The 26909-nt window shown below is 63.9% G+C and carries 23 protein-coding genes; 7 read left to right on the forward strand and 16 right to left on the reverse strand.

The window, feature by feature from the left end:
- Positions 1–21 precede the first annotated feature (21 nt).
- The 6 genes from typA to ACP7AX_RS04430 form a co-directional block, all read right to left on the reverse strand.
- Positions 22–1950, reverse strand: coding sequence for a translational GTPase TypA (gene typA, locus ACP7AX_RS04405; RefSeq protein WP_131682779.1), 1929 nt, complete (start codon positions 1948–1950; stop codon positions 22–24).
- Positions 1951–2233: 283 nt separating this feature from the next.
- Entirely contained in the window at positions 2234–3937 is a 1704-nt protein-coding gene (locus ACP7AX_RS04410; RefSeq protein WP_426225528.1) for a dipeptide ABC transporter ATP-binding protein, read from the reverse strand.
- Between the two features lie 11 nt (positions 3938–3948).
- A complete protein-coding gene (locus ACP7AX_RS04415) occupies positions 3949–4893 on the reverse strand; it encodes an ABC transporter permease subunit (protein ID WP_131682781.1) in 945 nt (314 codons plus the stop codon).
- Positions 4883–5812 (reverse strand): ABC transporter permease, encoded by a 930-nt coding sequence (locus ACP7AX_RS04420; protein WP_426225529.1) that lies wholly within the window; start codon positions 5810–5812, stop codon positions 4883–4885. Before ACP7AX_RS04420 ends, ACP7AX_RS04415 begins: the two co-directional genes overlap by 11 nt.
- 125 nt (positions 5813–5937) lie before the next feature.
- Positions 5938–7623: a peptide ABC transporter substrate-binding protein gene (locus tag ACP7AX_RS04425; RefSeq protein WP_426225530.1), complete on the reverse strand. Its 1686-nt coding sequence runs from the start codon at positions 7621–7623 to the stop codon at positions 5938–5940.
- A 267-nt stretch (positions 7624–7890) separates the two neighbouring features.
- Positions 7891–9651 (reverse strand): ABC transporter family substrate-binding protein, encoded by a 1761-nt coding sequence (locus ACP7AX_RS04430; protein ID WP_426225531.1) that lies wholly within the window; start codon positions 9649–9651, stop codon positions 7891–7893.
- Between the two features lie 132 nt (positions 9652–9783).
- On the opposite strand from ACP7AX_RS04430, the gene ACP7AX_RS04435 reads away from it, so the two are divergent.
- On the forward strand, positions 9784–10827 hold the full coding sequence (locus ACP7AX_RS04435; protein WP_426225532.1) for an LLM class flavin-dependent oxidoreductase: 1044 nt from the start codon (positions 9784–9786) through the stop codon (positions 10825–10827).
- Between the two features lie 45 nt (positions 10828–10872).
- On the opposite strand, the gene ychF is transcribed toward ACP7AX_RS04435, so the two are convergent.
- Entirely contained in the window at positions 10873–11958 is a 1086-nt protein-coding gene (gene ychF / locus ACP7AX_RS04440; protein ID WP_131682787.1) for a redox-regulated ATPase YchF, read from the reverse strand.
- Between the two features lie 117 nt (positions 11959–12075).
- Here ychF and ACP7AX_RS04445 point away from each other — a divergent pair, with 117 nt between their 5' ends.
- On the forward strand, positions 12076–13329 hold the full coding sequence (locus ACP7AX_RS04445) for a DNA recombination protein RmuC (protein ID WP_426225533.1): 1254 nt from the start codon (positions 12076–12078) through the stop codon (positions 13327–13329).
- Positions 13330–13362: 33 nt separating this feature from the next.
- On the opposite strand, the gene ACP7AX_RS04450 is transcribed toward ACP7AX_RS04445, so the two are convergent.
- Both ACP7AX_RS04450 and ACP7AX_RS04455 read right to left on the reverse strand, forming a co-directional pair.
- The gene (locus ACP7AX_RS04450; RefSeq protein WP_426225534.1) at positions 13363–14442 is read right to left on the reverse strand and encodes a 4-hydroxy-3-methylbut-2-enyl diphosphate reductase; all 1080 of its coding nucleotides are present in this window, start codon (positions 14440–14442) and stop codon (positions 13363–13365) included.
- A gap of 9 nt (positions 14443–14451) precedes the next feature.
- Positions 14452–15303, reverse strand: a complete 852-nt coding sequence (locus tag ACP7AX_RS04455) for a hypothetical protein (protein WP_426225535.1) — start codon at positions 15301–15303, stop codon at positions 14452–14454.
- Positions 15304–15502: 199 nt separating this feature from the next.
- On the opposite strand from ACP7AX_RS04455, the gene xseA reads away from it, so the two are divergent.
- Both xseA and ACP7AX_RS04465 read left to right on the forward strand, forming a co-directional pair.
- Positions 15503–16816: an exodeoxyribonuclease VII large subunit gene (gene xseA, locus ACP7AX_RS04460; protein ID WP_426225536.1), complete on the forward strand. Its 1314-nt coding sequence runs from the start codon at positions 15503–15505 to the stop codon at positions 16814–16816.
- Entirely contained in the window at positions 16809–17027 is a 219-nt protein-coding gene (locus tag ACP7AX_RS04465; RefSeq protein ID WP_131682792.1) for an exodeoxyribonuclease VII small subunit, read from the forward strand. Before xseA ends, ACP7AX_RS04465 begins: the two co-directional genes overlap by 8 nt.
- 7 nt (positions 17028–17034) lie before the next feature.
- Here the strand turns inward: ACP7AX_RS04465 and ACP7AX_RS04470 are convergent, their stop codons facing one another.
- The 6 genes from ACP7AX_RS04470 to ACP7AX_RS04495 all read right to left on the reverse strand — a co-directional run bounded on the left by ACP7AX_RS04470 (position 17035) and on the right by ACP7AX_RS04495 (position 22794).
- Complete coding sequence (locus tag ACP7AX_RS04470; RefSeq protein WP_426225537.1) at positions 17035–17889, reverse strand: polyphosphate kinase 2 family protein; 855 nt, start codon at positions 17887–17889, stop codon at positions 17035–17037.
- A 50-nt stretch (positions 17890–17939) separates the two neighbouring features.
- A complete protein-coding gene (locus tag ACP7AX_RS04475; protein ID WP_426225538.1) occupies positions 17940–19160 on the reverse strand; it encodes a pyridoxal phosphate-dependent aminotransferase in 1221 nt (406 codons plus the stop codon).
- A 127-nt stretch (positions 19161–19287) separates the two neighbouring features.
- Positions 19288–20247, reverse strand: coding sequence for an ABC transporter substrate-binding protein (locus ACP7AX_RS04480; RefSeq protein ID WP_426225539.1), 960 nt, complete (start codon positions 20245–20247; stop codon positions 19288–19290).
- Complete coding sequence (locus tag ACP7AX_RS04485) at positions 20244–20987, reverse strand: ABC transporter permease (protein WP_426225540.1); 744 nt, start codon at positions 20985–20987, stop codon at positions 20244–20246. Before ACP7AX_RS04485 ends, ACP7AX_RS04480 begins: the two co-directional genes overlap by 4 nt.
- Positions 20984–21694, reverse strand: coding sequence for an ABC transporter permease (locus ACP7AX_RS04490; RefSeq protein WP_426225541.1), 711 nt, complete (start codon positions 21692–21694; stop codon positions 20984–20986). The genes ACP7AX_RS04485 and ACP7AX_RS04490 overlap by 4 nt, the downstream gene beginning before the upstream one ends.
- On the reverse strand, positions 21694–22794 hold the full coding sequence (locus tag ACP7AX_RS04495; RefSeq protein ID WP_426225542.1) for an ABC transporter ATP-binding protein: 1101 nt from the start codon (positions 22792–22794) through the stop codon (positions 21694–21696). Before ACP7AX_RS04495 ends, ACP7AX_RS04490 begins: the two co-directional genes overlap by 1 nt.
- A 223-nt stretch (positions 22795–23017) precedes the next feature.
- On the opposite strand from ACP7AX_RS04495, the gene ACP7AX_RS04500 reads away from it, so the two are divergent.
- The gene (locus ACP7AX_RS04500; protein WP_426225543.1) at positions 23018–24046 is read left to right on the forward strand and encodes a pirin family protein; all 1029 of its coding nucleotides are present in this window, start codon (positions 23018–23020) and stop codon (positions 24044–24046) included.
- On the opposite strand, the gene ACP7AX_RS04505 is transcribed toward ACP7AX_RS04500, so the two are convergent.
- On the reverse strand, positions 24032–24979 hold the full coding sequence (locus ACP7AX_RS04505) for an N-acetylglucosamine kinase (RefSeq protein ID WP_426225544.1): 948 nt from the start codon (positions 24977–24979) through the stop codon (positions 24032–24034). The genes ACP7AX_RS04500 and ACP7AX_RS04505 overlap by 15 nt on opposite strands.
- A gap of 63 nt (positions 24980–25042) precedes the next feature.
- Here ACP7AX_RS04505 and ACP7AX_RS04510 point away from each other — a divergent pair, with 63 nt between their 5' ends.
- Positions 25043–26275, forward strand: a complete 1233-nt coding sequence (locus tag ACP7AX_RS04510) for an MFS transporter (protein WP_426225545.1) — start codon at positions 25043–25045, stop codon at positions 26273–26275.
- A gap of 117 nt (positions 26276–26392) precedes the next feature.
- A complete protein-coding gene (locus tag ACP7AX_RS04515) occupies positions 26393–26896 on the forward strand; it encodes an Lrp/AsnC family transcriptional regulator (protein ID WP_426225546.1) in 504 nt (167 codons plus the stop codon).
- The last annotated feature ends 13 nt before the right edge of the window (positions 26897–26909 follow it).

A 26909-nucleotide genomic window follows, 5' to 3' on the forward strand; every position in this document is an offset into this window, starting at 1 on the left:
ACTTCAGGCGTGCGTCAGTGCTTAGACCTTGGCGCGGGCGCGCGTGGCTTTGGCGCGGTCGCTGGCGTCCAGGATGAGCTTCCGGATACGGATGGACTCCGGGGTCACCTCAACGCACTCGTCTTCGCGGGCGAATTCCAAGGATTCTTCCAGGGTCAGGTTGCGCGGCGGGGTCATGTTTTCAAAGGTGTCCGACGACGCTGCACGCATGTTGGTGAGCTGCTTTTCCCTGGTGATGTTCACGTCCATGTCATCGGCGCGTGAGTTCTCGCCAACGATCATGCCTTCGTAGACCTCGGAGGTGGGCTGCACGAAGAATGACATGCGTTCCTGGAGCTTGATCATCGCGAACGGGGTGACCACGCCAGAGCGGTCAGCCACGATCGAACCGTTGGTGCGGTACTCGATGGGGCCGGCCCACGGCTCGTAGCCCTCGGCGATGGAGGCTGCGATGCCGGCGCCGCGGGTGTCCGTGAGGAACCTGGTGCGGAACCCGATCAGGCCACGGGCCGGAACGATGAACTCCATGCGGCACCAGCCGGTGCCGTGGTTGGCCATGTTGGTCATGCGGCCCTTGCGGGCAGCCATCAGCTGGGTGACGGCACCGAGGTACTCTTCCGGCACGTCGATGGTCATGTGCTCCATCGGCTCGTGGATCTTGCCGTCGACGGTCTTGGTGACAACCTGCGGCTTGCCCACGGTCAGTTCGAAGCCTTCACGTCGCATCTGCTCAACCAGGATTGCCAGCGCCAGCTCGCCACGGCCCTGGACTTCCCAGGCGTCGGGACGCTCGGTGGGGAGCACCTTGATGGAGACGTTACCGATCAGTTCCTTGTCCAGGCGGTCCTTGACCTGGCGGGCCGTGACCTTGGCGCCCTTGACCCGTCCGGCCAGCGGCGAGGTGTTGATACCGATGGTCATGGAGATCGCGGGATCATCCACGGTGATCAGCGGCAGCGGCTGCGGGTTGTCAACGTCGGTCAGCGTCTCACCAATGGTGATTTCCTCGATACCGGCGACGGCGACGATTTCGCCCGGGCCAGCGGACTCGGCCGGAACACGGTCCAGGGCCTTGGTAGCCAGCAGTTCGGTGATCTTGACGTTCTTGAGCTCGCCGTTGGCGCGGGCCCAGGCAACGGTCTGGCCCTTGCGCAGGGTGCCGTTGTAGATGCGCAGCAGAGCGAGGCGGCCCAGGAACGGGGAGGCGTCGAGGTTGGTGACGTGGGCCTGGAGGACACCGTTCGGGTTGTACGTCGGGGCCGGGATGTGCTCGATGATGGTCTTGAACAGCGGCTCAAGGTCTTCGTTGTCCGGAGCGGAGCCGTCGGCGGGCTGGTCCAGGGAGGCGCGGCCCACCCTCGCTGCTGCGTAGACAACCGGAACTTCAAGGATCTTGTCGAGGTCCAGGTCCGGAACTTCGTCGGCGAGGTCCGAGGCGAGGCCCAGAAGCAGGTCCATGGACTCGTGGACAACTTCGTCGATGCGGGCGTCGGGGCGGTCGGTCTTGTTGACGAGGAGGATGACCGGCAGGTGCGCGGCCAGGGCCTTGCGCAGCACGAAGCGGGTCTGCGGCAGCGGGCCCTCGGAAGCGTCGACGAGGAGCACAACGCCGTCAACCATGGACAGGCCGCGCTCCACCTCGCCACCGAAGTCGGCGTGGCCGGGGGTGTCGATCACGTTGATGGTGATGGTTTCGCCGTTGGAGGACGGTCCGTTGTAGGCCACGGTGGTGTTCTTGGCCAGGATGGTGATGCCCTTTTCGCGCTCCAGGTCACCGGAGTCCATCACACGGTCTTCGAGGTGGTTGTGCTCGGCAAAAGAGTTGGTCTGCTTGAGCATGGCGTCGACCAGAGTGGTCTTGCCGTGGTCAACGTGGGCCACGATCGCGACGTTGCGCAGGTCACTGCGCGATGCAGTGGCTACCGCGGTGTTGGTGGTGGTTTCAGACATGCGTGAGTGCTCGATTCAGTGGTGAAGTCAGCTGTTGTATCGCCGCATTTCCAACCGGAACGCACGACGGATTGGCCCATTAACACAGGGCGCCTTCCATCATTCTAGACGCTGAGGGTTTTATTGGCCTAAAAATCGTTGCCAGGCCATCTCCCTCGGAGGTTAGAATGCCGCCCATCGCGCCTCAAGGCGTGACCAAGCTCACCTCAATCCGGGGCTTCCCGGGGAAAAGAAGGAGCCGGCGCCAAGGGCACCGGCTCCTACCACTGAAACAACCGAAAGGTCAGGCCACCTCGGGCGGGAGCATCAGCTTCGCTCCCGGGATGGCGTTCAGCAGGGCCTTGGTGTAGTCCTGCCGCGGCGACTCAAAGACGTCGTCCGTGGAGCCGGTTTCCACCAGCTTCCCCTTCTCCATCACGCACACATGGTCCGCGATCTGGCGCACCACCGCGAGGTCGTGGGTGATGAACAGGTAGGTCAACCCCAGGTTGGCCTGCAGGTCCGCGAGCAGGTTCAGCACCTGGGCCTGGACCAGCACGTCAAGGGCAGACACGGCTTCGTCGCAGATGATCACTTCCGGGTCCAGGGCAAGCGCACGCGCGATGGCAACACGCTGGCGCTGGCCGCCGGACAGTTCGTTGGGGAAGCGCTGCATGCTCGACTGCGGCAGGGACACCTGGTCCAGCAGTTCGCGGACCTTCTTTACCCTGCTCGCTTTGTTGCCGATCTTGTGGACCCGCAACGGTTCTTCGATGGTCCTGAAGATGTTGTACATGGGGTCCAGTGACCCGTAGGGGTCCTGGAAGATCGGCTGCACCCGGCGCCGGAATTTGAAGAGTTCCGCCGGCTTCAGCGCAGCTGTGTCCACGCCGTCGAACAGGATCTTTCCCTCGGTCGGTTTTTCCAGCTGGAGGACCATCTTGGCCACGGTGGACTTTCCGGAACCGGATTCCCCCACAATCGCCGTGGTGGTTCCCCTGGTGACGTCAAAGCTGACGCCGTCCACTGCAGCAAAGTCGGTTGCCTTGCCCAGCCCGTGACGGAGCTTGTAGACCTTCCGCAGGTCTTGGATCTTCAAGACATGGTCTGCGGCCGGTTCTTCTGTGGGAGCAAGGAGGTCGGCCGCTTCCACGCCCAGTTCCTTTGCAACCTGGATCCGTCGGCTGGCCAGGGAAGGAGCGGACTCCACCAGCCGCTTGGTGTACGGGTGGCGCGGATTCTGGAGCAACTCCAGGGACGGACCGGACTCCACCACCTGTCCTTGGTACATGACCACAACTTTGTCGGCACGCTCGGCCGCCAGGCCCAGGTCATGGGTGATGAGCAGAACGGCCGTACCCAAGTCCGTGGTCATAGTGTCCAGGTGATCCAGGATCTGCCGCTGGACCGTAACGTCCAGGGCCGACGTCGGCTCGTCTGCAATCAGAAGCCGCGGCTGGCACGAGAGCCCGATCGCAATGAGTGCGCGCTGGCGCATACCGCCCGAGAACTCGTGGGGATACTGGTTTGCTCGCCGATGGGCATCCGGAAGTCCGGCCTGCTCAAGGACCTTGGCGATGTCGTCCGGGCCACTGGGCCGGCCGTTGGCGCGGAGGGTTTCCTTGACCTGGTAGCCAATCTTCCAGACCGGGTTCAGGTTGGACATCGGGTCCTGCGGCACCATGCCTATGGTGTTGCCGCGAAGTTCGATCATCCGCTTCTCGCTGGCATGGGCAATATCCTCGCCATCCAGAAGGATCTGCCCGCCGGACACAGAGCCATTGTTCGGCAGGAGCCCGATCGCAGCCAACGCCGTGGTGGATTTGCCCGAGCCGGACTCCCCCACGATCGCCACGGTCTCACCGGGCATGATGGTCAGGTGGGCGTTACGGACTGCCTGGACATCGCCGGCGCTGGTCTTGAAGGTGATTGCGAGGTCACGGATTTCCAGCAGGGGTTTGACTCCTGAATTACCTGCCTCCGCGACGTGAACATCGGGAATGGTCATGTTTTTGTCTCTCATCGCTGCCTGCTCTTCGGGTCGAGGGCGTCACGAACGGCGTCGCCCAGCATGATGAAGCTCAGGACCGTAATGGACAGGGCTGCAGCGGGGTAGAGCATGATCTCCGGCTTCGTCCGGATGGACGACTGGGCACCGGCAATATCGTTGCCCCAGGACATGATGCTTTGCGGCAACCCGATGCCCAGGAATGACAGGGTGGCCTCCAGGACAATGAAGATGCCCAGGTTCAGGGTGGCCATGACAATGATCGGCGCCAGTGCATTCGGCAGGACGTGGCGCAGGAGCGCCCCAACCCTCGATACGCCGAGGGCTCGGGCGGCAGTTACAAAATCGGCATTTCTGACCTCGATGACTGCGCCACGGGCAATGCGTGCCATTTGCGGCCACGTCAGCAGCGCAATGATGGCCACCACCGTCCACACGCTCTTGTTGTCACGGAAGAAGGGCAGCTGGGTGATAACCAGGGCGCCCAGCACCAACGGCAAAGCGAAGAAAATGTCACCGAGACGTGCGAGGACCGAGTCAACCCAGCCACCGTAGTAGCCGGCGATCGCGCCAATCGTTACGCCGATGATCACCACGCAGATAACCGAGAGGAGGCCCACTGAGAGCGATGCCTGTGTTCCGTGGACAACCCTCGAATAGATGTCGCAGCCCTGGAAGGTAAAGCCGAAGGGATGCCCGGGAGCCGGCCCTGCTTCGGAGTTTCCGAGCTGGCAGTCATCGTTCGGCGGCACCGTCGAGAGCAGGCCGGGGAACAGCGCGATGATAATGAGGGCCAGGATCAACAGCGACGAAATGATGAACAGCGGACGACGCCGGAGCTTGCGCCAGGCGTCGGCCCACAGGCTCAGTGGCGCCTGCTCCGTCTTGAGAGTGTCGGTCGCGAGCAACGGCGTTTCGTCGATGGGCGCCACAAAGTGGCTGTTTTTACTGGTCATAACGAATCCTTGGGTCCAGCCAGGCGTACAGGAGATCAACGAGCAGGTTGGCAACCACAAATACCAGAACCAGCACGCTGACTATGGAGACAATGGTGGGCCCCTCAGTGCGCAAGGTGGCCTGATAGAGCTTGTTGCCCACCCCTGGCACGTTGAAGATGGCTTCGGTGACGATCGCGCCGCCCATCAGACCGCCCAGGTCGGCGCCCAGGAAGGTGACGACGGGGATCAGGGAGTTGCGCAGGATATGTGCAATCACAACCCGGGGCCGGGACAGGCCCTTTGCCGTGGCAGTCCGCACGTAATCGGCATTCATGCTCTCGCTGACCGAAGCACGCGTCAGGCGGAGGACATAAGCGAACGACACAAGGCCCAGCACCGTGGCCGGCAGCAACAGGCTGCCCCAGTCGGCGTTAGCGCCGACTGTCGGTTTCGCCCAGCCCAGCTGGACTCCGAAGACCAACTGGAAAACAAAGCCAAGGACGAATGTGGGAACAGCGATGACCACAAGTGAAGCGACCAGCACGGTGGAGTCAAACCAGCCACCACGACGCAGGCCGGCAAAGACACCGAACCCCACGCCGAACACGGTCTGGATAATCAAGGCTTCCAGTGCCAGCATCGCCGTCACGGGAAAGACCCTCGCCAACGAGGCAGCGATCGGCTGGCCCGTGAAGTCGTTGCCGAGGTTGAAAGTGAAGATGTTCTGCAGGAACAAGCCGTACTGGACCCAGAAGGGTTCGTCCAAATGGTACTGGGTGCGCAGGGTGTCAATAACTGCCTGCGGGGGCTGGCGGTCGCCGAAGAGGGCGGCGATGGGGTCACCCGGCAGGGCGAAAACCATGTAGTACACCAGGAGGGTGGTGCCGAGGAAGACGGGGATGGCCTGAAGCAGCCTGCGAAGGATAAAGCGGACCACCGGATCACCGGCCTTCGGGGAGCGAAGAAGGGAATTTCATGGGTGCCTTCCTGCCGTACAGGACAATGGGGGCCCGGCATAACGCCGGACCCCCATTACGCCTGCGGCAAGTTAGATCGTGGAGACTACTTGGCCGTGATGTCGTAGTAGAGAACTCCGCCATTCCAGCCGGTTTCGGCCTTGATGACGTTCTCGCTCCAGACGATCGGCTTGGCCTGGTCCCAGAGGGGCAGACCCGGAAGATCCTTGAAAAGGATCCCCTGTGCCTCGTTGAACTTCTCGTTGGCCTCGTCGGTGGACTTGGCAGCGAGGCCCTCCTGAAGCAACTTGTCGAACTCAGGGTTCGTGTACTTCTCGTAGTTGGACGGAGCACCCGTGGCCCAAACCGGTCCGAGGAAGTTGTAGAGCGACGGGTAGTCGCCCTGCCAGCCGGCGCGTGACAGGCCGGGGAGCATCTGGGACTTGCGCAGGTTCAGTACTTCCGCGAACTTGGCGAAGGGCTGGATTTCAGCCTGGATGCCGAGGTTGTTCTTGAAACCGTTGGCTACGGCGTCGATCCATTCCTTGTTGCCACCATCGGTGTTGGAGGCAATCTGGAGCGGCTTCGAGTTGTCGTACGGCTTGATCTTCTCAGCCTGCGCCCACAGGTCCTTAGCCTTGGCGGCGTCGAACTTGAGGACTTCGCTGCCCGGGATGTTTTCCTTGAAGCCGTCGATGACCGGCGGAGCGAATGCCTTGGCCGGCGTGCGGGTTCCGTTGAAGATCACCTTGGTGATCTCTTCGCGGTTGATGGCGTAGGACAGTGCCTGACGGCGCAGCAGCCCTGCTTCACCCTGGAAGTTCGGGTTGTAACCCGGGATGTTCAGGGTGGAGTTGGTGGCAACCGGCTTGGTGGAGTTCCGGTCCTGGAAATCCGTGACGTAGGTCTTCAGCGCGTTGGAGGGCAGAACATCCGAAACGTCCAGGTTGTTGGCCTGCAGGTCCGTGTATGCGGGGCCCGGATCGGTGTAGAACTTGAAGTTCACGCCACCGTTTTTGGCTTCGCGGGGACCGCTGTAATCAGCGTTTTTTACGAGCGAGATGGACTGGTCGTGTACCCAGGCGCCGGTCTTTTCCATCTTGTACGGGCCGTTACCGACCGGGTTTTCACCGAACGTCTTGGGGTCCGCCAATGCAACCGACGGCATCGGGAAGAACGCCGAGTAACCGAGACGCAGCGACCAGTCGGCTTCCGGCTGGGCGAGCTTGACCGTGAGGGTTGAATCGTCTGTAGCCGTCAGTCCCGACATCGTCTCGGCGGTGGGAGCCGGGGTGGTGGTCTCTTTACCGTCGGCCGATTTTTCGGTGGTGACTGCTGAAACATCTGCATATCCGGCGACGGACTCAAAGAAGAAGCCGTTCTGCTGCAGGTTCTTTGAATTCGCGGCGAAGTTCCAGGAATCAACGAACGTCTTTGCGGTGATCGCTTCGCCGTTGGTGAACTTCTGGCCCTTCTTGACCTTGATGGTCCAGTTCTGGGCGTCAGAGGACTCGATGGACTCTGCCAGTGCGTTGACGGGCTTCCCGTCGGCGTCGTAGGTCCGAAGTCCTTCGAAGAGCAGCTCGACAACGCGGCCACCGTAGACTTCGCCTGTGTTGGCCGGCAGCAAGGGGTTCTGGGGTTCGTTGCTGTACGCGGTGATGACCTTGTTGGGATCACCAGCGGCTTGGCTGGCACCGTCATTGCTGCCGCCTCCAGCGCCGCAGCCGGTCAGGGCAAGGGCGGCGATTGCCACCATGCCGAGTGCTTTGGAAGTGCGCGTAAAACGCATTCCGCCTCCTATGAGTTGTGGGAGATGTTCAGGGGAAATCTTTTGCTCCCCGGCAGGCCAGTCACAGGTTCACACTGTGACGCACCATACATACTTGAAGAGCCTAGCCGCACAATGTCCAAATACTGGTACTCCGTTGCCAAACCGTAATCAGTTAATCGCGAATAACTAGCCGGTACCCGGAAGTTGTGCAAGTCACATGTTACTTGTTGGTAGGACGTGCGGCGAATCGAAGGCTCAAGCGTTCTCCCACGCCTTTGGCAGGGCCTATTTCAGGCGCCATTCCGAGACGTTCCACCAGACCCCCAGAGGGCCGGGGCTGGGCTTGACCCCGCTCACCCGGCTGCTGAAGGCCACCGTCCCAGCCGTCTGGTACAGCGGCAGGCCATAGGCGCTTTCCCAGACGCGTTTGTCGATGGCGGCCATGAGTTCGTCCTGTTTGGCCAGATCAGTGGTGGAAGCCAATTGCTCCATCACTTTGTCGGCGTCGTCGTCGGAAAAGCCGTTGAAGTTGCTGCCGCCGCCGGTCTTGAAAATCTGCGGCACGCGGCCCACCCCTACTCCGGTGCTGATCCAACCGAGAATGGCAGCATCGTAGTTTCCGCTTCCGAGGGCGGCTGCCCAGTCGGAATTTCCGAGTCCGGCATCCTCAACCGTGAACCCGGCCAGGCGGGCGGAGTCGCGGATCAGCGAAAACGCCCGCACGCGGCTGGGATTGTCCCGGTTGTACAGGATCCGGATGGTCGGGGTAGCACCGCGGAGCTGCGACCTTGCCCCTTGGATGTCAACCTCGGAGTACCCTGCCGAACCGTTGTTTTTCACTGTGTCCGGGTACTTGGGGTGCGATGGCAGGAAAACGTGTGAATCAAGGGGCTTGGCGTCGGAGGCGGACCCCGCGATGGCGTCAACGACCTCCTGCCGGGGAACTGTTTTCAAAAACGCCTGGCGGACGTCCCTGTCGGCGAAGGGCCCCGAGAATTTGAGATCAAGATGGTCATAACCGGCCTGGCTGTACTGCTGGACCGTGTTTCCCTGGTCCTTCAGACCCTGGAAGAGGCTTTCGTTGCCGGCCGTCGGCTGCGGTGCGATGATGTCCGCCTGGCCATTCCTGAGCGCCGCAACCGCGGCAGGGGCGGCCCCGGTGAACCTGACAGTGATCTCATCCAGGAATGGCTCGGGGCCCCACACGTAGTCCCTGTTCCGAACCAGCCGGAGGGAGGTGTCCGCAACGATATCCCGGACGAGGTAGGGGCCGCTGGAAAGGTAAATGGCGGGGTCATCGGGCAGGGACTTGGCGTCAAAGCCGGAGTTCCAGAAATCGCTGACGCGTTTCAGCGGCGCGTTGACTGCTGGCTCGGTGGTATCCCCGCCGGGCGACTCCTTGAGCAGGTCAATCAGGTCCGCTTCGTCGTTCAGGCCGCTTTTGGCTGCCACCACATGGGCCGGCAGGCCGACGTCGAACGCCACTTCCCAGTCCGCATAGGGAGTGGCGTATTCCAGCGTGATGGACCGGCCGTCACTGCCGATCTCGGGGAAGACTGTGCCGGCGAGACCGGTCTTGTCGGCGGCAGCGGAAAAGTAGGTGGTGCCTGTCCCCGCTTCGGAATCAGCATCGTCGAAGTAGCCGGAACCGGCGGCCCAGGACAGGAGGAGATCTCCGGCGTCGATGGCATCGCCGTCGGACCATTTCACGCCCTCGTTGACGGTGTAACGCACCTTCAGGGGTTTGTCGGAAACCTTCTCGTACCGGCCGAACTTTTCGTTCCGGACCACCTTCACGGTGTCATCGACGTAGTAGAAGCCTGAATGGGTGATGTGGCCGATCTTGGTGTTGATGTCCGTGTTTCCGGCGACGCTGAAGGGATTGAACGAGGTAAATGCATTCACCTCGGCCACGGTCACGCTCCCGCCCCGGTTCGTCTCGCCGACCACCACGGGAGCGGCGCCACCTGAAGCGTTGCATCCTGAGAGAACCAGGGCCGACGCGACGGCCCCGGTGATGACTTGAATCAAACGCCTCAGAGGCATGCGTCTCCTTTGCCTGTCCCGAATCAGACGTTGAACGTCCATATTTTCCTTGAATTCTAGCGGTTCAGGGCGTGGGCTAGTGTCCGCATATCATGAGTCAACAGCCGTACACCGATCTCCTGAAGGAAGCCCATGCCCGATTCCTCACGGCCGCTGCGCAAGCTCGGATTCCTCACCATTGGCCTGTTCGATCCTGTGGATCCGGTTGCAGGCCACGAATCGACCCTGCAGATCATCGAACTGGGCGAGCGGCTTGGATTCGACAGCGCCTGGCTGCGCCACCGTCATCTGCAGTTCGGCATCTCCTCCCCCATTGCGATGATGGCCGCGGCCAGCCAGCGCACCTCGCGGATCGAGCTTGGAACCGCCGTCACCCCCATGGGATGGGAAAACCCGCTGCGCCTGGCCGAAGACCTGGCCACCGTGGATCTGCTCGCCGGCGGACGAATCAATCCGGGCCTCAGCGTGGGCGAACCAATGCACTACGACACGATCAAGCACGAGTTGTACCCGGATTCCGCCGGGCTGGAGGACTTCAGCTACGCACGGGTCGAGCGGCTGGCCCGCTTGATCGCAGGTGAACCGGTCCGGGAATTTTCCGGCAAGCAGGGTGTGGTTGAGGAATTCTCCAACCGCGTGGAGCCGCATTCTTTCGGGCTGCGCGAACGCCTTTGGTATGGGGCGGCAAGCAAGGAGTCGGCCATCTGGGCCGGGGCCAACGGATTCAACCTGCTATCCAGCAGTGTGGTCTTTGCCGGCAGGGATCAGGAAACGGAGTTTGCCCGGATCCAACAATCACAGATCCGCGCCTACCGTGAAGCCGCCGCGGCATCGGTTCCTGCGCGCGGGCCGGCAAGGGTCTCACAGGGCCTCGTGGTGATTCCCACCGATTCGGCTTCAGCGAAACAGCGGGAAAAGTACCAACTGTACGTCGATGAACGCACTCCGCGTACCCGGGTGCCGCACGGGCCGAGAGGGATGCTGTTCGCCGCCGATCTCATCGGCAGCAGTGATCAGATTGCCGAACAGTTGTATGCCCACGCGGGGTTCCAGGAAGTGGACGAAGTCGCGTTCGCTCTGCCCTTCAGCTTCGACCACGAGGACTACGTCCAGATCCTCAGCGACATAGCGAACAAACTGGGTCCTGCCCTGGGATGGGCTCCGGCCGGAAGCTGAAAAATCGCGCCCCGGCTGTGCCGGGACGCGATTTTCGAGCATGAACTAAACGTTGAAGCGGAACTCCACGACGTCGCCGTCGGCCATCACGTATTCCTTGCCCTCAATGCGGACCTTGCCGCGGGACTTGGCTTCCGCCATGGAGCCGGCGTCGATGAGGTCGTGGAAGGAAACGACTTCAGCCTTGATGAACCCGCGCTGGAAGTCGGAGTGGATCACACCGGCTGCTTGGGGGGCTGTGTCACCCTGGTGAATGGTCCACGCGCGGGTCTCCTTGGGGCCGGCCGTGAGGTAGGTCTGCAGGCCGAGGGTGTGGAACCCCACGCGGGCAAGCTGGTCGAGGCCGGACTCATCCTGGCCGTTCATTTCCAGCATCTCGCGGGCTTCTTCCTCGTCCAGCTCAACGAGGTCAGACTCAAGCTTGGCGTCAAGGAAGATTGCGTCTGCCGGGGCAACCATGGCCCGCAGCTCTTCCTGCTTCTCCGGGCTGCCCAGAATGCCTTCGTCAGCGTTGAAGACATAGATGAAGGGCTTGGCTGTCAGGAGGCTGAGTTCCTTGAGGTGCTCCATCTCCAGCTTGTCCCGCGTGATCGAGGAGAAGATGGTGTCGCCACGTTCCAGGACCGCCTGGGCCGCCTTGATGGCAGCCAGTTCAGCGGCTTCGCGCTTCTTGATCTTGACTTCTTTTTCGATCCGCGGAATGGCGTTTTCGATGGTCTGGAGATCGGCCAGGATCAGCTCGGTGTTGATGGTCTCCATGTCCGAGCGGGGATCCACTTTGCCGTCCACGTGGATGACATCGGGGTCGTCGAACACGCGCACCACCTGTGCGATGGCTTCGGCCTCACGGATGTTGGCCAGGAACTTGTTGCCCAGGCCTTCGCCCTCGGATGCACCCTTCACGATGCCGGCGATGTCCACAAAGGACACCGGCGCGGGCAGCAGGCGCTGGGAGCCGAAAATTTCCGCGAGCTGCTTGAGCCGGGGATCCGGCAGGTTCACGACGCCGACATTGGGTTCGATGGTAGCGAACGGATAGTTCGCTGCCAGCACCTGGTTACGGGTCAGTGCGTTGAAGAGAGTTGATTTGCCGACGTTGGGCAGTCCGACGATGCCAATAGTAAGAGCCACGAGCATTGATTCTACCGGTTGCAGGTGGCCTTGGCCCCAGCGGGTCCCGGACCGGTCCGGCTTCGCCTGAATATGTCGGTTCCGGAAATTGTCACAGGGTCATGCCACAGTGAGGCTATGGATGCTTTAGGCCTGATTCTCGCCCTGTTGATGCTGCTGGTTGGTGCCGTCACCGGCGCCGCCGCCGCGTACTTTTTCCTGCGCAAGCGGACCCGCGCCCTGGAGGAGGACTTCGACGCCGTGTCATCGCGGCTGTCCGGCGTCAGCGCCCAGCTGGCCGCGGCGGATGCGGAACGCCGCCTGCTCTCGCTGCAGAACCGGGAACTCGGCGAGGCCCGCAGCCAGGACGGCAGTGTCCTGAGGGCTCTGGCACCGGTTGCCGAAAAGCTCACGGCAGTGCAGCAGCAGGTAGCTCTGCTGGAACGTGACCGCCTAGAGCAATATGGTCAGCTGGCTCAGCAGCTGCAGGAGGCCCGGCTGTCCGACGCCCAGCTGATCCGCAGCACGCACGCCCTGGAATCAGCCCTCCGCTCCAACAGCGCCCGCGGCCAGTGGGGTGAAGTGCAGCTGCGCCGCGTGGTCGAAGCCTCCGGAATGCTGCGGCATGTGGACTTTCTGGAGCAGGTCCACAGCGCGGGCGCGGATTCTGCGCTCCGCCCCGACCTTGTGGTTCAGCTCCCCGGCGCCAAACAGCTGGTGGTGGATGCCAAGGTCCCCTTGTCCTCCTACCTCGAGGCCCAGGAACTCGGTACCCGGCAGGGGCACGGCCCGGCAGGCCAGAACCCCGGGAACCAGCAGACCCTTCTGGCCGCCCACGCCAAGGCGCTGCGGGCCCATGTGGATGCGCTCAGCAGCAAGAAGTACTGGGACATCCCCGGGAACTCCCCCGAACTGGTGATCTGCTTCCTGCCGGCGGAATCCATCCTTGCAGCAGCCCTGACGGCAGATGCCACGCTCCTGGACCATGCACTGTCCAGGAATGTCGTCCTGGCCTCGCCCAGCACACTGCTGGCCGTGCTGAAATCAGTGGCCTTCACGTGGCGGCAGGACGTCCTTACGGACAGTGCGCGCGAGTTGTTCGAGCTGGCCCGGCAGCTGTATGAGCGGATGGGAACCCTGGGCGAGAACGTGAGCAAGCTGGGCACGTCGCTGAAATCCTCGGTGGACCGCTACAACATGATGGTGGGCACACTCGAGGCAAGGATCCTACCAACGGCCCGCAAGCTCAACGCCCTGGACGAAACCGGATTGGTTACCCCGGCCGCGCTGGAGGTAACGCCGCGATCCGTGTCCGCCCCGGAGCTTCAGCAGGCCGCCCCGGAGCTTCAGAAAGCTGCTACCGAGCGTCAGGAGGATGACGCCGCGGCCTGACGCCCCACGGCGTGTTGGCGGGCGGGGAATCCCCTAGCTGCGGGAGCGGCGGCCGCCCAGGGCCCGGCTGACGTCGCCGGCTTCCTTCAAGGTTGCCCGCAGCTCCTTGGGGAGAGAGAAGAGGAGGTCTTCTTCAGCGGTGACTACTTCTTCCACCGAGCCGTAGCCGTAGTCGGCCAGCAACCGCAGGACGTCCTTGACCAGAACTTCCGGAACTGAGGCTCCGGACGTGACACCCACGGTAGCCACGCCTTCGAACCAGGCTTCGTCCACCTCATTGGCGAAGTCCACACGGTAGGAGGCCTTCGCCCCGTATTCCAGGGCTACCTCCACCAGGCGCACCGAGTTCGAGGAGTTGGCTGATCCCACCACGATCACCAGTTCGGCCTGCGGGGAGATCTTCTTGATGGCCACTTGGCGGTTGGTGGTTGCGTAGCAGATGTCGTCGCTGGGCGGATCCTGCAGGGTGGGGAAACGTTGCTTCAGCAGCCGGACCGTCTCCATGGTCTCGTCAACGCTGAGGGTGGTCTGGGACAGCCAGATGACCTTCTCGGGATCCCGGACGGTTACTTTGTCCACCTCGTGCGGGCCATTGATGATCTGGATATGTTCAGGGGCTTCGCCTGCTGTTCCCTCAACCTCTTCATGGCCGTCGTGGCCGATCAGCAGGATGTCGAAATCGTCCTTGGCAAAGCGCACGGCTTCCTTATGCACCTTGGTGACCAGCGGGCAGGTGGCGTCAATGGTGCGCAGCCCGCGGTCCTCGGCCGACTGGACGACGGCCGGTGAAACGCCGTGAGCGGAAAAAATCACCAGCGCACCCTCGGGGACCTCGTCGGTTTCCTCGACGAAGATGGCGCCCTGCGCCTCGAGCGAGCTGACCACGTGGACGTTGTGCACAATCTGCTTCCGCACATAGACGGGCGGGCCGTAGTGCTCCAAGGCCTTTTCCACGGCGATGACGGCCCTGTCCACACCTGCACAGTACCCGCGGGGTGCCGCCAGGAGGACCTTCTTGGGGCCGGTCACCGGAGCAGCCGCGGACACCTCTTCTGGCGTACGCCGCCGGCGCGGGACGGTTGGCATCGAAAGGGGCACAGCGGTGGAGGTCATTGCTCCATGCTACCGGGTTGAACCCCGGCGTCCCGGAGATGCGATGCGCACCACAAGGCCAGCCACGGCCAGGGCTCCGCCAGTTATCGCGGCCGCCAGGGTCCACGTCCGGAAGCCCGCAGCAGCCGCGGCAACAAACTCATTCTTGAACATGTCGGCGATCCCACTGCCACTCGCAGCAGCGAGAACGTTGTCCCCGGCGAGCTGGGCTCCGGCGGTCCACAGGCCGGCGAGCAGGAGCCCGGCAATTCCGGCACTGAAAAGTACGACCCACCGGCGACGGGCGGCCACAAGTGCCAGGACCAACGCGATACCGGCGCCGATAGCCAAGCTGTACCCCAATGGCGCATAGGCGGCGGCCTGTTCGATGAGCTGGCGCTGGTTGGCCTGCCCGACGTTGATCAGCGTCTGGCCCGGCGGATCCAGCGGCAGCCCAGAGGTCCGGCTCAACTCCTCCACACCCGGGGCAACCAGGGGGGCAACATCCAAGGTGAGCGCGGTGCTGGAATCCACTTCTGCCGGGAGAGTGCCAGGGGCCGCGAAACTGAGGCGGTGGCTCCTGCGAAGGCTCTCCTCCCAGGCTGCCGGGTACCCCGGCAGACCGGTCAGCGAGGCTGCTGCGGCTTCCAGGACCGGCTCGAGCAGGCCGGCGAAGGCCTCCGGGACGGCACTGGTGTCAATGGTGCCAACGGCAGCGGCAGCCAACTGCTGTTGGAACTCATCGTCACTGCCCAGCGGCGCGGCAAGCGCCACGAACCCGTTTTCCTGCACCACGTTCCGGTCAAGCCAGATGGCCGGAACAGCCAGGGCAGCGAGCACTACGCCCAGGATGACGGCAACGGCAGAAACAACAGTACGCACAGCAAGGTCCTTAATCATCGGGCGGCATTGCCATCTTAGAGGGACCGGGTGGACGAACAATGTCAGTCCGGAGTGATACAGCTTATGGATAAGGTTGAACACAACCCGTAAACACAACCCGTAAACAGCAGCCCCGAAATACACGCATCAGACAGAGGACCGCCCATGCCACCTGCCACACCTTCACGAAGGCCGGCGCATGTCTGAACAGGCTGCGCTGCCCGGAACGGCACCCTCAACGTTGCCTGCTACCGCGGCTGAGACAAGCCCGGACAATCCGTGGCCCCTGCAGCTGCTGTCGCAGAAACTGAAGATGCACATCGACCGGGCGCCTGCTGCCTGGGTCGAGGGCCAGGTGATCGAACTCAACCGGCGCGGGACCAACGCCTACCTGACCCTGCGCGACGTCGACGCCGAGGTTTCCCTTCCGGCGTCGGTCTGGTCCAAGATCCTTGAGCGGCAGAACCTTCCCCTGGAACGTGGTTCCCGCGTGGTCGCGCTGCTCAAGCCCGAGTTCTGGCTGAAGACCGGGCGGATCAACATGCAGGTCAGGGACATCAGGCCCGTCGGCCTCGGCGATCTGCTGGCCCGGATCGAACGGCTGCGGCAGGCACTGTCCGCCGAAGGCCTGTTTGCCGACTCCCGGAAAAAGCCCCTGCCCCTCCTCCCCCACCGCATCGGCCTGATCACCGGACGGGACTCGGATGCCAAGAAGGACGTCCTCCAAAACGCGGCCCTGCGCTGGCCCGCGGTCGAATTTGAAATCCGGGAGGTCGCCGTGCAGGGCAACACCGCAGTCGCCCAGATCATCAGGGCCCTGAAGGAACTGGACGGCCGGCCGGACGTGGACGTCATCGTGATAGCCCGCGGCGGCGGGGCCCTCGAAGATCTGCTGCCCTTCAACAGCGAAGAACTCATCCGTGCCGTGGCTGCCGCATCCACCCCGGTGGTCAGCGCCATCGGACACGAGGCAGACCGGCCCCTGCTCGACGACGTCGCGGACCTGCGTGCCTCCACGCCCACCGATGCCGCCAAACGGATCGTTCCCGATGTGGCTGAGGAACTGGCCGGCGTGCGCCAGACCCGGGAGCACCTGCGCCGTTTCATCAGCAGGCTGGTCGAGCAGGAAACGGAACGCTTGTCCGCCCTGCATTCCCGGCCGGTCCTGGCCACCCCGGAGGGCATGGTCACCGTGCGCTCAGAAGAAATCGAACGGCTCCTGCGGAGATCATCGGCCGCCGTCAGCTCCACGGTGGTGCGGGCAGCCGATCAGCTGGTGCATCTGCAGGCCCAGGTGCGGGCCCTGTCACCACAAAAGACCCTTGACCGGGGCTACGCCGTGGTGGAGCTCATCCCCCAACAGCCGGCCCGGCCGGATGACCCAGCCGGACACCTGGTGGTCCGCAACCCCGAACAGGCCCCGGCAGGCACACCACTGACCGTTCGCGTGGCCCAGGGCCGCTTTGGCGCGGCCTCCACCGGAAAACTTCACGAAGGAGAACCACATGACTGAGCCAAAGACCGCATCAGACATCGAAGCGCTGAACTACGAGGAAGCCCGTGAGCAGCTGGTGCAGGTGGTGGGCAAGCTCGAGGCGGGGGGCGCCAGCCTTGAGGAGTCACTGGCCCTGTGGGAGCGGGGCGAAGCGTTGGCCAAGCGCTGCGAGGAGTGGCTTGAGGGTGCACGAAAACGGCTGGCCGCAGCACGCGACCAGCCGCTTTAGGCCAATCTCAGGACTTCTCCACCAGCGCGCGCTCGATGTCCACATCGAACTCCGCCTTCGGCCATTCGAGCTTCAGCTCGGACATCGCGCCCATCACCAGCTGCTGAACCGCGATCCTCGCATACCATTTCTTGTTGGCCGGAATCACGTGCCATGGCGCGGCGGCGGTGTTCGTCTCGTCGATGGCAGCCTGGTAGGCGGCCATGTAGTCATCCCAGAAGGCCCGCTCGTCAATGTCGCCCCGGCTGTATTTCCAGTGCTTTGCCGGATTGTCCAGCCGCGCCAGCAGCCGGGCCTTCTGCTCGTCCTTGCTGATGTAGAGCATGACCTTCACGATCTTGGTGCCAGAATCGGACAGCCTGCTCTCGAACTCATTGATGGCAACGTAACGGCGCTTGATTTCCGCCGGGGTGGCCCAGCTGTGGACTTTGTGGATGAGGACGTCCTCATAGTGGGAGCGGTCAAAAATTCCCACCATGCCGGCCGCGGGGACCTCCTTCTGGATCCGCCAAAGGAAGTCATAGGATTTCTCCTCGTCCGTGGGTGCCTTGAAAGCTTTAAACTGCACACCCTGCGGATCCATGGGGGCCATCACGTGATTGACGATCCCGCCCTTGCCCGCGGTATCCATCGCCTGAAGCACCAGCAGGATGCGCTTGGTCCCGCCGAAACGGGACTCCGCGAACAGTTTTTCCTGCAGCTCGGCCAAGTTATCGTCAAGCTCCGCGAGGAGTTGCTGGCCATCGGTCTTGCTGCCGGTGTAGCCGGGTGTGGAGTCGGGGTCCACCTTGGCGAGGGAGAAGCCCTTTCCGATCCTGAGCGCTTCGGAGGCGTGCTGCTCAAATTTAACGACACCGGCCATGACGGTCCTTTCCCAAGGTTCCACGTGCCAACGGTGCACGTCACCACAGGCTAGTTCCCTTTGTACCGGCTGAGGAAGTCCGCCATGCGGTTGATTGCCTCTTCGAGGTCCTTGACGAGGGGCAGGGTGACCATCCGGAAGTGGTCCGGGCGCACCCAGTTGAACGCCCGGCCGTGCGAGACCAGGATCTTTTGCTCCCGCAGCAGGTCAAGGACGAATTTCTCGTCGTCGCGGATGCGGTAGACCTCGGGATCGAGTTTCGGGAAGAGGTACATGGCGCCCCGGGCCTGCTGGGTGCTGACACCGGGAATGGCGTTGAGCATGTCGTAGGCCTTGTTGCGCTGCTCAAGCAGGCGGCCGCCCGGCAGGATGAGATCGTTGATGCTCTGGTAGCCGCCGAGTGCGGTCTGGATTGCGTGCTGGGCCGGGACGTTGGCGCACAGCCGCATGTTTGCCAGCAGGCTGATGCCCTCCAAATAGTCGGCGGCGTCCTTCTTCGGACCGGAAATGGCCATCCAGCCTGCCCGGTAGCCGCAGACCCGGTAGGCCTTGGACAGTCCGCTGAAGGTCAGGCACAGGACGTCGTCACCGGTCAGGGCGGCCAGGTTGATGTGCACTGCGTCTTCGTACAGGATCTTTTCGTAGATCTCGTCGGCAAAGATCACCAGCCCGTGCTTCTCCGCCAGTGCCACGATTTTCCGCAGCGTTTCCTCCGGGTACACAGCCCCCGTGGGGTTGTTCGGATTAATGACCACGATGCCCTTGGTCCGGGGCGTGATCTTGGCTTCAAGGTCTTCAAGGTCCGGCTGCCAACCGGATTCCTCATCGCACAGGTAGTGCACCGGCTTACCGCCTGCGAGGGCCACTGATGCGGTCCACAGCGGGTAGTCGGGGGTCGGGATCAGCACTTCGTCGCCGTCGTTCAGCAGTGCCATGAGGGACATGGTGATGAGCTCGCTGACACCGTTGCCAAGGTAAATATCGTCAACGTGGATGTTCTGGATACCGCGGGTCTGGTAGTACTGCGAGACGGCGGTGCGGGCCGAAAAAATGCCGCGGGAGTCGCTGTAGCCCTGGGCGTGGGGCAGGTGGCGGATCATGTCCACCAGGATGGCGTCAGGCGCTTCAAATCCAAACGGTGCGGGGTTTCCGATGTTCAGTTTGAGGATGCGGTGACCCTCTGCCTCCATCTGCTGGGCGGCCTGAAGAATCGGTCCACGGATGTCGTAAAGGACGTTGTTGAGCTTGGTGGACTGCCTGAATTCTGCCATCCCTCAAATATGCCACAGGAAGGATGTACTTCAGTTGAGACCTGAGACACACGAACGACGGCGGCTGCCGCACCCGGTGAGTGCGGCAGCCGCCGTCGTGGTCATGTTTCAGGCCGCAGGCGGGTTCCTACTTGACGATGCCCTTGTCTTTGAGCCATGACGCTGCAGCGTCTTTGGCGTTTTGCTTCTGGCTGCCGCTGACCGCACGGTTCAGGTTCACAAGGTCCTCGGTGGTGAGCATCTTCGAGACGTTGTTGAGCGCCTCCTTGGCCTTGTCCGTCATTTTCGCCGTGTTGTACAACGGCAGGACCTGCTGGGCCTTGAAGTTGTTCTTGGGGTCCTCCAGCACCACAAGATCGTTGTCCGCGATCGACGGGGTGGTGGTGTAGATGTCCGCCACCTGTACCTCATCGGTGAGGAGGGCCTGCAGCGTCAGGTTGCCGCCGCCGTCGCTGAACGGCTTGAGGGCTTTGAGTTCGCACCCGTAGTTGGCCTTCAGGCCCGGGAAGCCGTAGGCGCGGGTTTCGAACGTGGCCGGCGCGGCCATGGTCAGGTCCTTGCACACTTTGGCGAGGTCCTCGATGGACTTCAGCTGGTACTTTTCCGCGGTGGCCTTGGTGACCACCATGGCGTCCTTGGATTCTGCCTTTGAGGCCTCCAGGACCGCGAGGCCCTGAGGCAGTTTCTCCGGCAGGGCCTTGTAGATGTCCTCTGCCGAAACTTCAGCAGCTTCCTTGTCCACGTGCGAGAGCAGGTTGCCGGAGTAATCCGGAACCAGGTCTACAGAACCGTCCTGGACGGCTTTGAAGTAGATTTCGCGGGCACCGATGTTCGGCTTGGTGGTGGCTGTGACACCGGCGGCAGTCAGGGCCCCGGCATAGATCTCCGCCACAATCTGGCTCTCCGGGAAGTCGGCAGAGCCCACTACCAGCGAACCGCCGGCCGTGGCCCCGCCGGCGGCACTGGTGGTGGGCGTGGACAGCGGATCGCTGCCGCCGCACGCGGTCAGCGCAACGGCCAGGCCGACGCCGGCGGCCAGGCCGGCAAGTCCCCGGCGGGTGAGGTTGTTCCGGACGATTTCTTTCATGGGGTACCTCCTTGAACAGCAGCTGGCGCAGGCGCGGCAGCTGGGAGATCAGCGGCAGCCTGCTGGCCACCGCGGGAATCAGTTGACAAGCCGGGCGAGAGAAGGGCTCTCTGCACTCCGGCGAGGATGAGGTCGACGACGATGGCCAGTCCTGCGATGAGGACTGAGCCGGCAAGCATCCGGGGGAAATCCTGGAGGACCAGGCCGTCGAACAGGTAGCGACCCAACCCGCCCAGCGGAAGATAGGCCACCACCGAGACGGTGGCGATCACCTGGAGCACCGCCGTCCGGATGCCACCGAACATCACCTGGAGTCCGTTGGGCAGCTCCACATGGAACAGGATCTGCAACTCGGTCATTCCCATGGCCCGCGCGGCGTCCACCACTGTCCGGTCCACGCTGGAGATCCCGGCGTAGGTCCCGGCCAGGAGCGGCGGGACCGTGAGGATTACCAGCGCCCACACGGGCGGCATGAGGCCGCTCCCCGCAAGCAGGGCAAAGAGGACCAGCAGGCCAAGGGTGGGGAGGGCCCGGAGCGCACCGGCAACGGCCACAGCCACCACCCGGCCGCGCCCGGTGTGGCCGATGTAGAGGCCTACGGGTACCGCGATTGCAGCTGCAATGACCAGCACCAGGCCGCTGTACTGGAGGTGCTCCAGCAGCCGGACCGGGATGCCGGAACTGCCGGTCCAGTGGAGGGGATCGGCGATCCAGGCGATGGTGTCCAGAAAGATGCTCATGGCCCGGCCCCTGCATGGACCCGGGCGTCTGCCACGTAGCCGGCCGCGATAGGCGCTGATGGACCTGATGCCTTGACGGCCCGCGTCCACGGGGTCAGCAGCCTCTCGAGCAGGACCAGGACACCGTCCATGACCAGCGCGAGCACCAGGATGGCAACAATCCCCACCACCACTTCTGTGACGAAGTTGCGCTGCAGCCCGTCGGTGAACAGCATCCCGAGGTTGCCCACCCCGAGCAGGGCCGCAACGCTGACGAGGGAGATGTTGCTGACGGAGACCACCCGGAGACCGGCGAACATCACCGGCAGCGACAACGGCAGGTCGATATCGAAGAAGCGGCGCCACGGTTTGTAGCCCATGGCCACGGCCGCCTGGCGCAGGTCCTCGTCAACGGAATCAAAGGCATCCAGCGCGGCCCGCACCAGAAGGGCAACGGCGTACAGCGTCAGGGCCACAATAACGTTCAGCGGATCAAGGATCCGGGTACCGAGCAGTGGCGGAAGGATGATGAAGAGCGCCAGAGACGGGACGGTGTAGAGCAGCGAGCTTGCCGTCAGCACAACGGACCGCAGTGTCCTGTTCATCCGCGCGAACTGGGCCAGCGGCAGGGAGATCAGCAGGCCCAGCACCATGGGAATGAGCGCCAGGACAATATGCTGTCCGGCCCGCTCCATGACCATGCCGCTGTTTGAGAGGAACCAGTCCATCAGAGGGCAGCCTGCCGTACCTGGCGGGCATCCTCGATCACGGCCAGGACTTCCTGGGCCCGGACGGTGCCCAGCACCCGGCCCTCACCGTCGATGGCCACGCCCTGGCCGGAAGGCGAGGACAGTGCCGCGTCAAGCGCCCGCCGCAGGCTCTCGCCGGGGCGGAACAGCGAACCGCCGGGGATCAGGTCGGTGTCCGTCCCTGGGCGGGCCCAGCCAAGCGGGCGCATCTCCGGATCCACCACCAACTGCCAGCCCGTCACCGCAGCGGGGTCACCGGCGAACCGGCCGCCCTCAAAAACGAGCGTGGGCACCGGGTGGATCGCCACGCCGTCGGACGCCGTGAACCCCAGGTGGCGGAACCCCCGGTCCCGTCCCACGAACGCCGCCACAAAGTCGTTGGCCGGGGCACGCAGGATCTCCTCGGGGGTGGCGTACTGGGCCAGTTTGCCGCCGACGGCAAAGACAGCCACCTTGTCCCCCAGGACGGTGGCCTCATCGATATCGTGGGTGACGAAAACGATGGTTTTGGCGAGGTCCTTCTGCAGCCTCAGCAGCTCCTGCTGCAGTTCATCGCGCACCACCGGATCCACGGCGCTGAACGGTTCATCCATCAGCAGGACCGGCGGATCGGCGGCGAGCGCCCGGGCCACGCCCACGCGCTGCTGCTGACCACCGGAGAGCTGGGACGGGTACCGTTTGCCCAGCGCGGACGCCAGCCCCACGACGTCGAGCAGTTCTTCCGCACGCTTGCGGGCTTCAGTCTTGGAAACGCCGTTGAGGCGCGGCACGGTGGCGATGTTGTCCAGCACGGAGCGGTGCGGCATCAGGCCGGAGGACTGCATCACGTAGCCCATGGAACGCCGCAGTTCGGCAGCGGGAACACTGGTCACGTCCCGTCCGTCCACGGTGATGACGCCGGAGGTCGGTTCCACCATCCGGTTGATCATCCGCAGCGAGGTGGTCTTTCCGCAGCCCGAGGGACCCACGAAGACGGTGATGGAGCCCTTGTCGATGGACATGGTGAGTTGGTCCACGGCAGGATGCCCGCCCTGATACTGCTTGGTGACGCTCTGGAACTCAATCATGGCTTGGTCCATTCTGCGGACTGACCCGTTCTGTTGGATGGCATCGGACAGTGGAGAAAGCTGGTTATCAGCACACTGATATTTACGGTAACGCAATCCGTTCCCCGCGTAACCAGTAGTGAAGGCAATCCGGGCAAGAGAATCCCTACTGTAATCATTCGGAGCCGTGGCCTGCGCGGATGGGTCGCTGGTATTTGGCCTTACCCGGCCATCTGCCTGCGCCTAGAGTTGGACTGTGACCAACCTGGAAGCCGCTCCCCAAGAGGATATTTGTCCGCCCGCCGGCATAGATGGGACGTCGGGGCCGTGCCTGGTGCTGTGGCCCGAACGTGAGGTTCCGCTGGGCGGGGTCCGGGCAATGAACGTCCGGCGCACCCTTCCGCAGCGCGGCCTGCCAACCATCGGCGCCTGGTGTTTCCTGGACAGTTTCGGTCCGGACCGGACCGCCATGTCCGTCCTCCCCCACCCGCACATCGGGCTGCAGACGGTCACCTGGCCGCTGGCCGGTACCATCCGGCACCGGGACAGCGTGGGCAGCGACGTGGTGGTCCGTCCCGGTGAACTGAACATCATGACCGCCGGACACGGTGTGTCCCATTCAGAGTTTGCGGTCCTGCCGGATTCCGACGACGGCCGGCGGCTGCCAGTTCAGCGCGGGCTTCAGCTTTGGGTGGCGCTGCCCGATGCAGAACGCCGCCGGGTGCCGGCGTTTGAGCAGCACCGGGACCTGCCCGTGGTCACCGGCGCAGGCTTCACGGCAACGGTGATGGTGGGTGAATTCGCCGGCGCGGTCTCCCCTGCCACGATGTACTCCCCCATCGTCGGCGCCGACATTTCCTGCGGGGGCAACACAGTTCTGCCCCTGGCGCCGCACTTCGAACATGCGGTTCTGGTGCTCGACGGCGGGCTGACGCTGGACGGGCAGGAAGTACCGCCGGGACCGCTGGGCTACCTGGGCGCCGGACGGTCAATCCTCGAAGTTCAGGCCCTGCCCGGCACCCGCTTCCTGCTGATTGGCGGCGAGCCCTTCCGGGAGGAGCTGCTGATGTGGTGGAACTTCGTGGGCCGCACCCACGACGAAGTGGCGCAGGCGCGCGAGGACTGGGAAGCGCAGGGTAACGTGCCGGAGGTTGCCGCCCGCGGGGCGCGCTACGGGCTGGTGGAGGGGCACGGCCCCGATGCCGGTGCCCAGGCCGGCCGCATTCCTGCTCCCCCCATGCCAGCGGTCAGGCTGGCACCGCGGAGAAGGTCATTCGGACCCTGAACGCTCCGCCACCAGCTTCAGGACGCCAAACACCGGGTCCTGGTCCAGGACGCGGACGTCGGTGACGCCCCCGGCAGCCAGGTACTTCCGGAAGGCGTCCTGAAGTGGAACCACGTTCATGCCCAGTCCGCTGCCAAGAATGACCGGCCCATCGATTCCCAGCTTCCGCAGCGACTGCCCGGCCAGATCTGCGAGGTCCTTGCCGGCCTGATCGAGAAGCTCCTGGCTGGCCCCGTGTCCGGCAGCGGCCGCGTCCACCACCAGGCGGGCCTGCTGCGCCCAAAACCGGCGGCCGGTTTCCGGGGAGTGGAACAATGCAATCAGCCGGTTGGGATCGTCTACTCCACAGGCGGCAAGCAGCGCAGCAGTGAGCTGATCGACCGGAAGTCCCTGGTTCATCCGGCGCAGACTGTGGCGGACGGACTCCCGGCCCAGCCAGTATCCGCTGCCTTCGTCTCCGAGGAGGTAGCCCCAGCCGCCGGCCCGCGCCTCTTCGCCCGCGGAGTTCCGGCCCCAGGCGGCAGACCCGGTTCCGGCAATCACCGCCACACCGGTGGCCGCGCCGCCGGCCGCCAGCAGCAGCCGGGAATCGTGGACTACGGTAATTTGGGCCCCCGGAACATGGGGTTCGATCAGCGCGGCGAGGGCGGCAGCGTCGTCGTCGGTGTCTATGCCCCCGGCCCCGGCGTACACATAGGACACCCGGCCCCCGCCGATCCTGGCGAACAGGTCCGCGAGGTTCAGCGCGGCCTCTTCGCGGGTAACATTCTGGACGTTTGAGCTGCCGGCCGATTCGTCAGCCACGGCCACGCCGTCCTCGAAACGGATTCCGCGGGTCTTGGTGCCGCCGATGTCCAGGCCGATGATGACTCCCGCCAGCGGGCCGGGCGCTGGGGCGGAAGGTGGGGTCTGGGGGTGCTTGGAGTCAGTCACCGGACCAGCCTACTGAAACACGGCAGGAGCGGCGGGATCATTTCGGAAGTCTAGGCTTGATCCATGCCTGAAGATGCAACACCACCTGTCCGCCCTGCGTTCAGCCGGGCGGCCTGGCAGGGGCACCCGAAGGGCTCAGCCGCCTACAACAAGATCCTGGCGGGGCTTGCCTTTGCCGGGGTGGCAACGTTCGCGCAGCTTTACTCCACCCAAGCGGTGCTGCCCCTCCTGGCTGCCGACCAGGAGGTCAGCGCGGCGGACGCGGCACTGACTATTTCGCTGGCCACGGTGGGACTGGCCATCACCGTGATCCCCTGGTCATTTCTGGCGGACAGGATCGGCCGGGTCAGGGCCATGGCCATCGGAATCTCGGCCGCCACCGTCCTGGGCCTCCTGGTGCCGCTGGCCAGCAGCTTCGGCATGCTGCTCGCCCTCCGGCTCCTGGAGGGCATGGCCCTGGGCGGAATCCCGGCGATCGCCATTGCCTACCTGAACGAGGAAGTGAACAGGGCCCATGCCGCGGTGGCTGCCGGCAGCTACGTTGCCGGCACCACCCTGGGCGGCCTGGCCGGCCGGCTGGTCGCAGGGCCCGTCGGTGAACTGTGGGGGTGGCGGGCGGCAGCGCTCAGCGTGTCCTTGCTGGCAACGGTGGCGGCAGTGCTCTTCCTGCTCCTGATCCCCAAAGCCAAGGGGTTTACCGCTGCCAAGGCCGCCGGCCTGCGGGGCGCGCTGGTGACCTTGGGCGGGCATCTACGCAATCCCCGCCTGCTGGCACTCTATGTGCAAGCATTCCTCATGATGGGCGGCTTTGTGGCGGTCTACAACTACCTTGGGTTCCGCCTCTCTGCTGAGCCCTTTGTGCTGCCGGGCACCCTGATCAGCCTGATCTTCCTTGCCTATCTTTCGGGAACCTTCTCGTCCCGCTTGGCCGGCGGGCTGACAGCCCGTTTCGGCCGGCGGAATGTCCTGCTGGCCGGCATCGTGCTCATGATTGCGGGGCTGGCGCTGACCCTGACGCAGGTACTGGCCCTGATTCTTGCCGGCCTCGTAGTTTTCACCGGCGGCTTCTTCGCCGCCCACAGCATCGGCGCCGGCTGGACCGGAAGCATCGCCACCACGGGCCGGGCCCAGGCGTCGTCGCTCTACAACCTGGCCTACTACCTCGGCTCAAGTGTGATCGGCTGGGCCGGCGGACTGGTGTTCCAGTCCCTGGGCTGGACTGCGCTCGCCCTGACTGTGATGGTGCTGGCCTGCGTCACCGCGGTGACAGTCGCCGTCGTGCATGGAACCCGGTGAACAATCCGGCACCAAACAGCATCCGCGGCCGGTGATTATTCGGGAGATCATGGCATTCGGGCGTGATGAAGTGGAATCCGGCGCCTAGGATGAACTCAAGACATCTGAGGAGAATCCATGAGTACCAACCCCAAAAACATCCGGCCGGGCAGCCACTTCGAACCGCTGGATGCTATTGATGAGCGGCTCCTCGCCGCCCTGGTGGACGATGCCCGGATCTCCAACAAGCAGCTGGCGGAACTGGTGGGCATCGCCCCGTCAACAGCCCTCATGCGGACCCGTGCACTGTCCGAGCGGGGCATCGTCCAGGGATTTGAGGCAAAACTCAGCCTCTCCGCGATCGGCCGTTCCGTCCAGGCCCTGGTGGCGGTCCGGCTTCGGGCCCACGACCGCGACCAGATCGACCGCTTTACTGCCCGGGTTCCGCACCTGCCCGCGGTCCTCTCCACGTTCCACACCTCAGGCTCGGTGGACTATCTGCTGCACATCGCCGTGGCCAGCACTGAGGACCTGCGGGACTGGGTGCTGGACAACCTCGCGACGGACCCGGTGGTGGGCCACACCGAAACCACCTTGGTCTTTGCCCACATCCAGGGGAACCACGGCCCGCTTCCGGAGTAGGAGCTGCTCCGGA

Source organism: Pseudarthrobacter sp. DSP2-3-2b1, assembly GCF_049895945.1.
Lineage (GTDB): Bacteria > Actinomycetota > Actinomycetes > Actinomycetales > Micrococcaceae > Arthrobacter.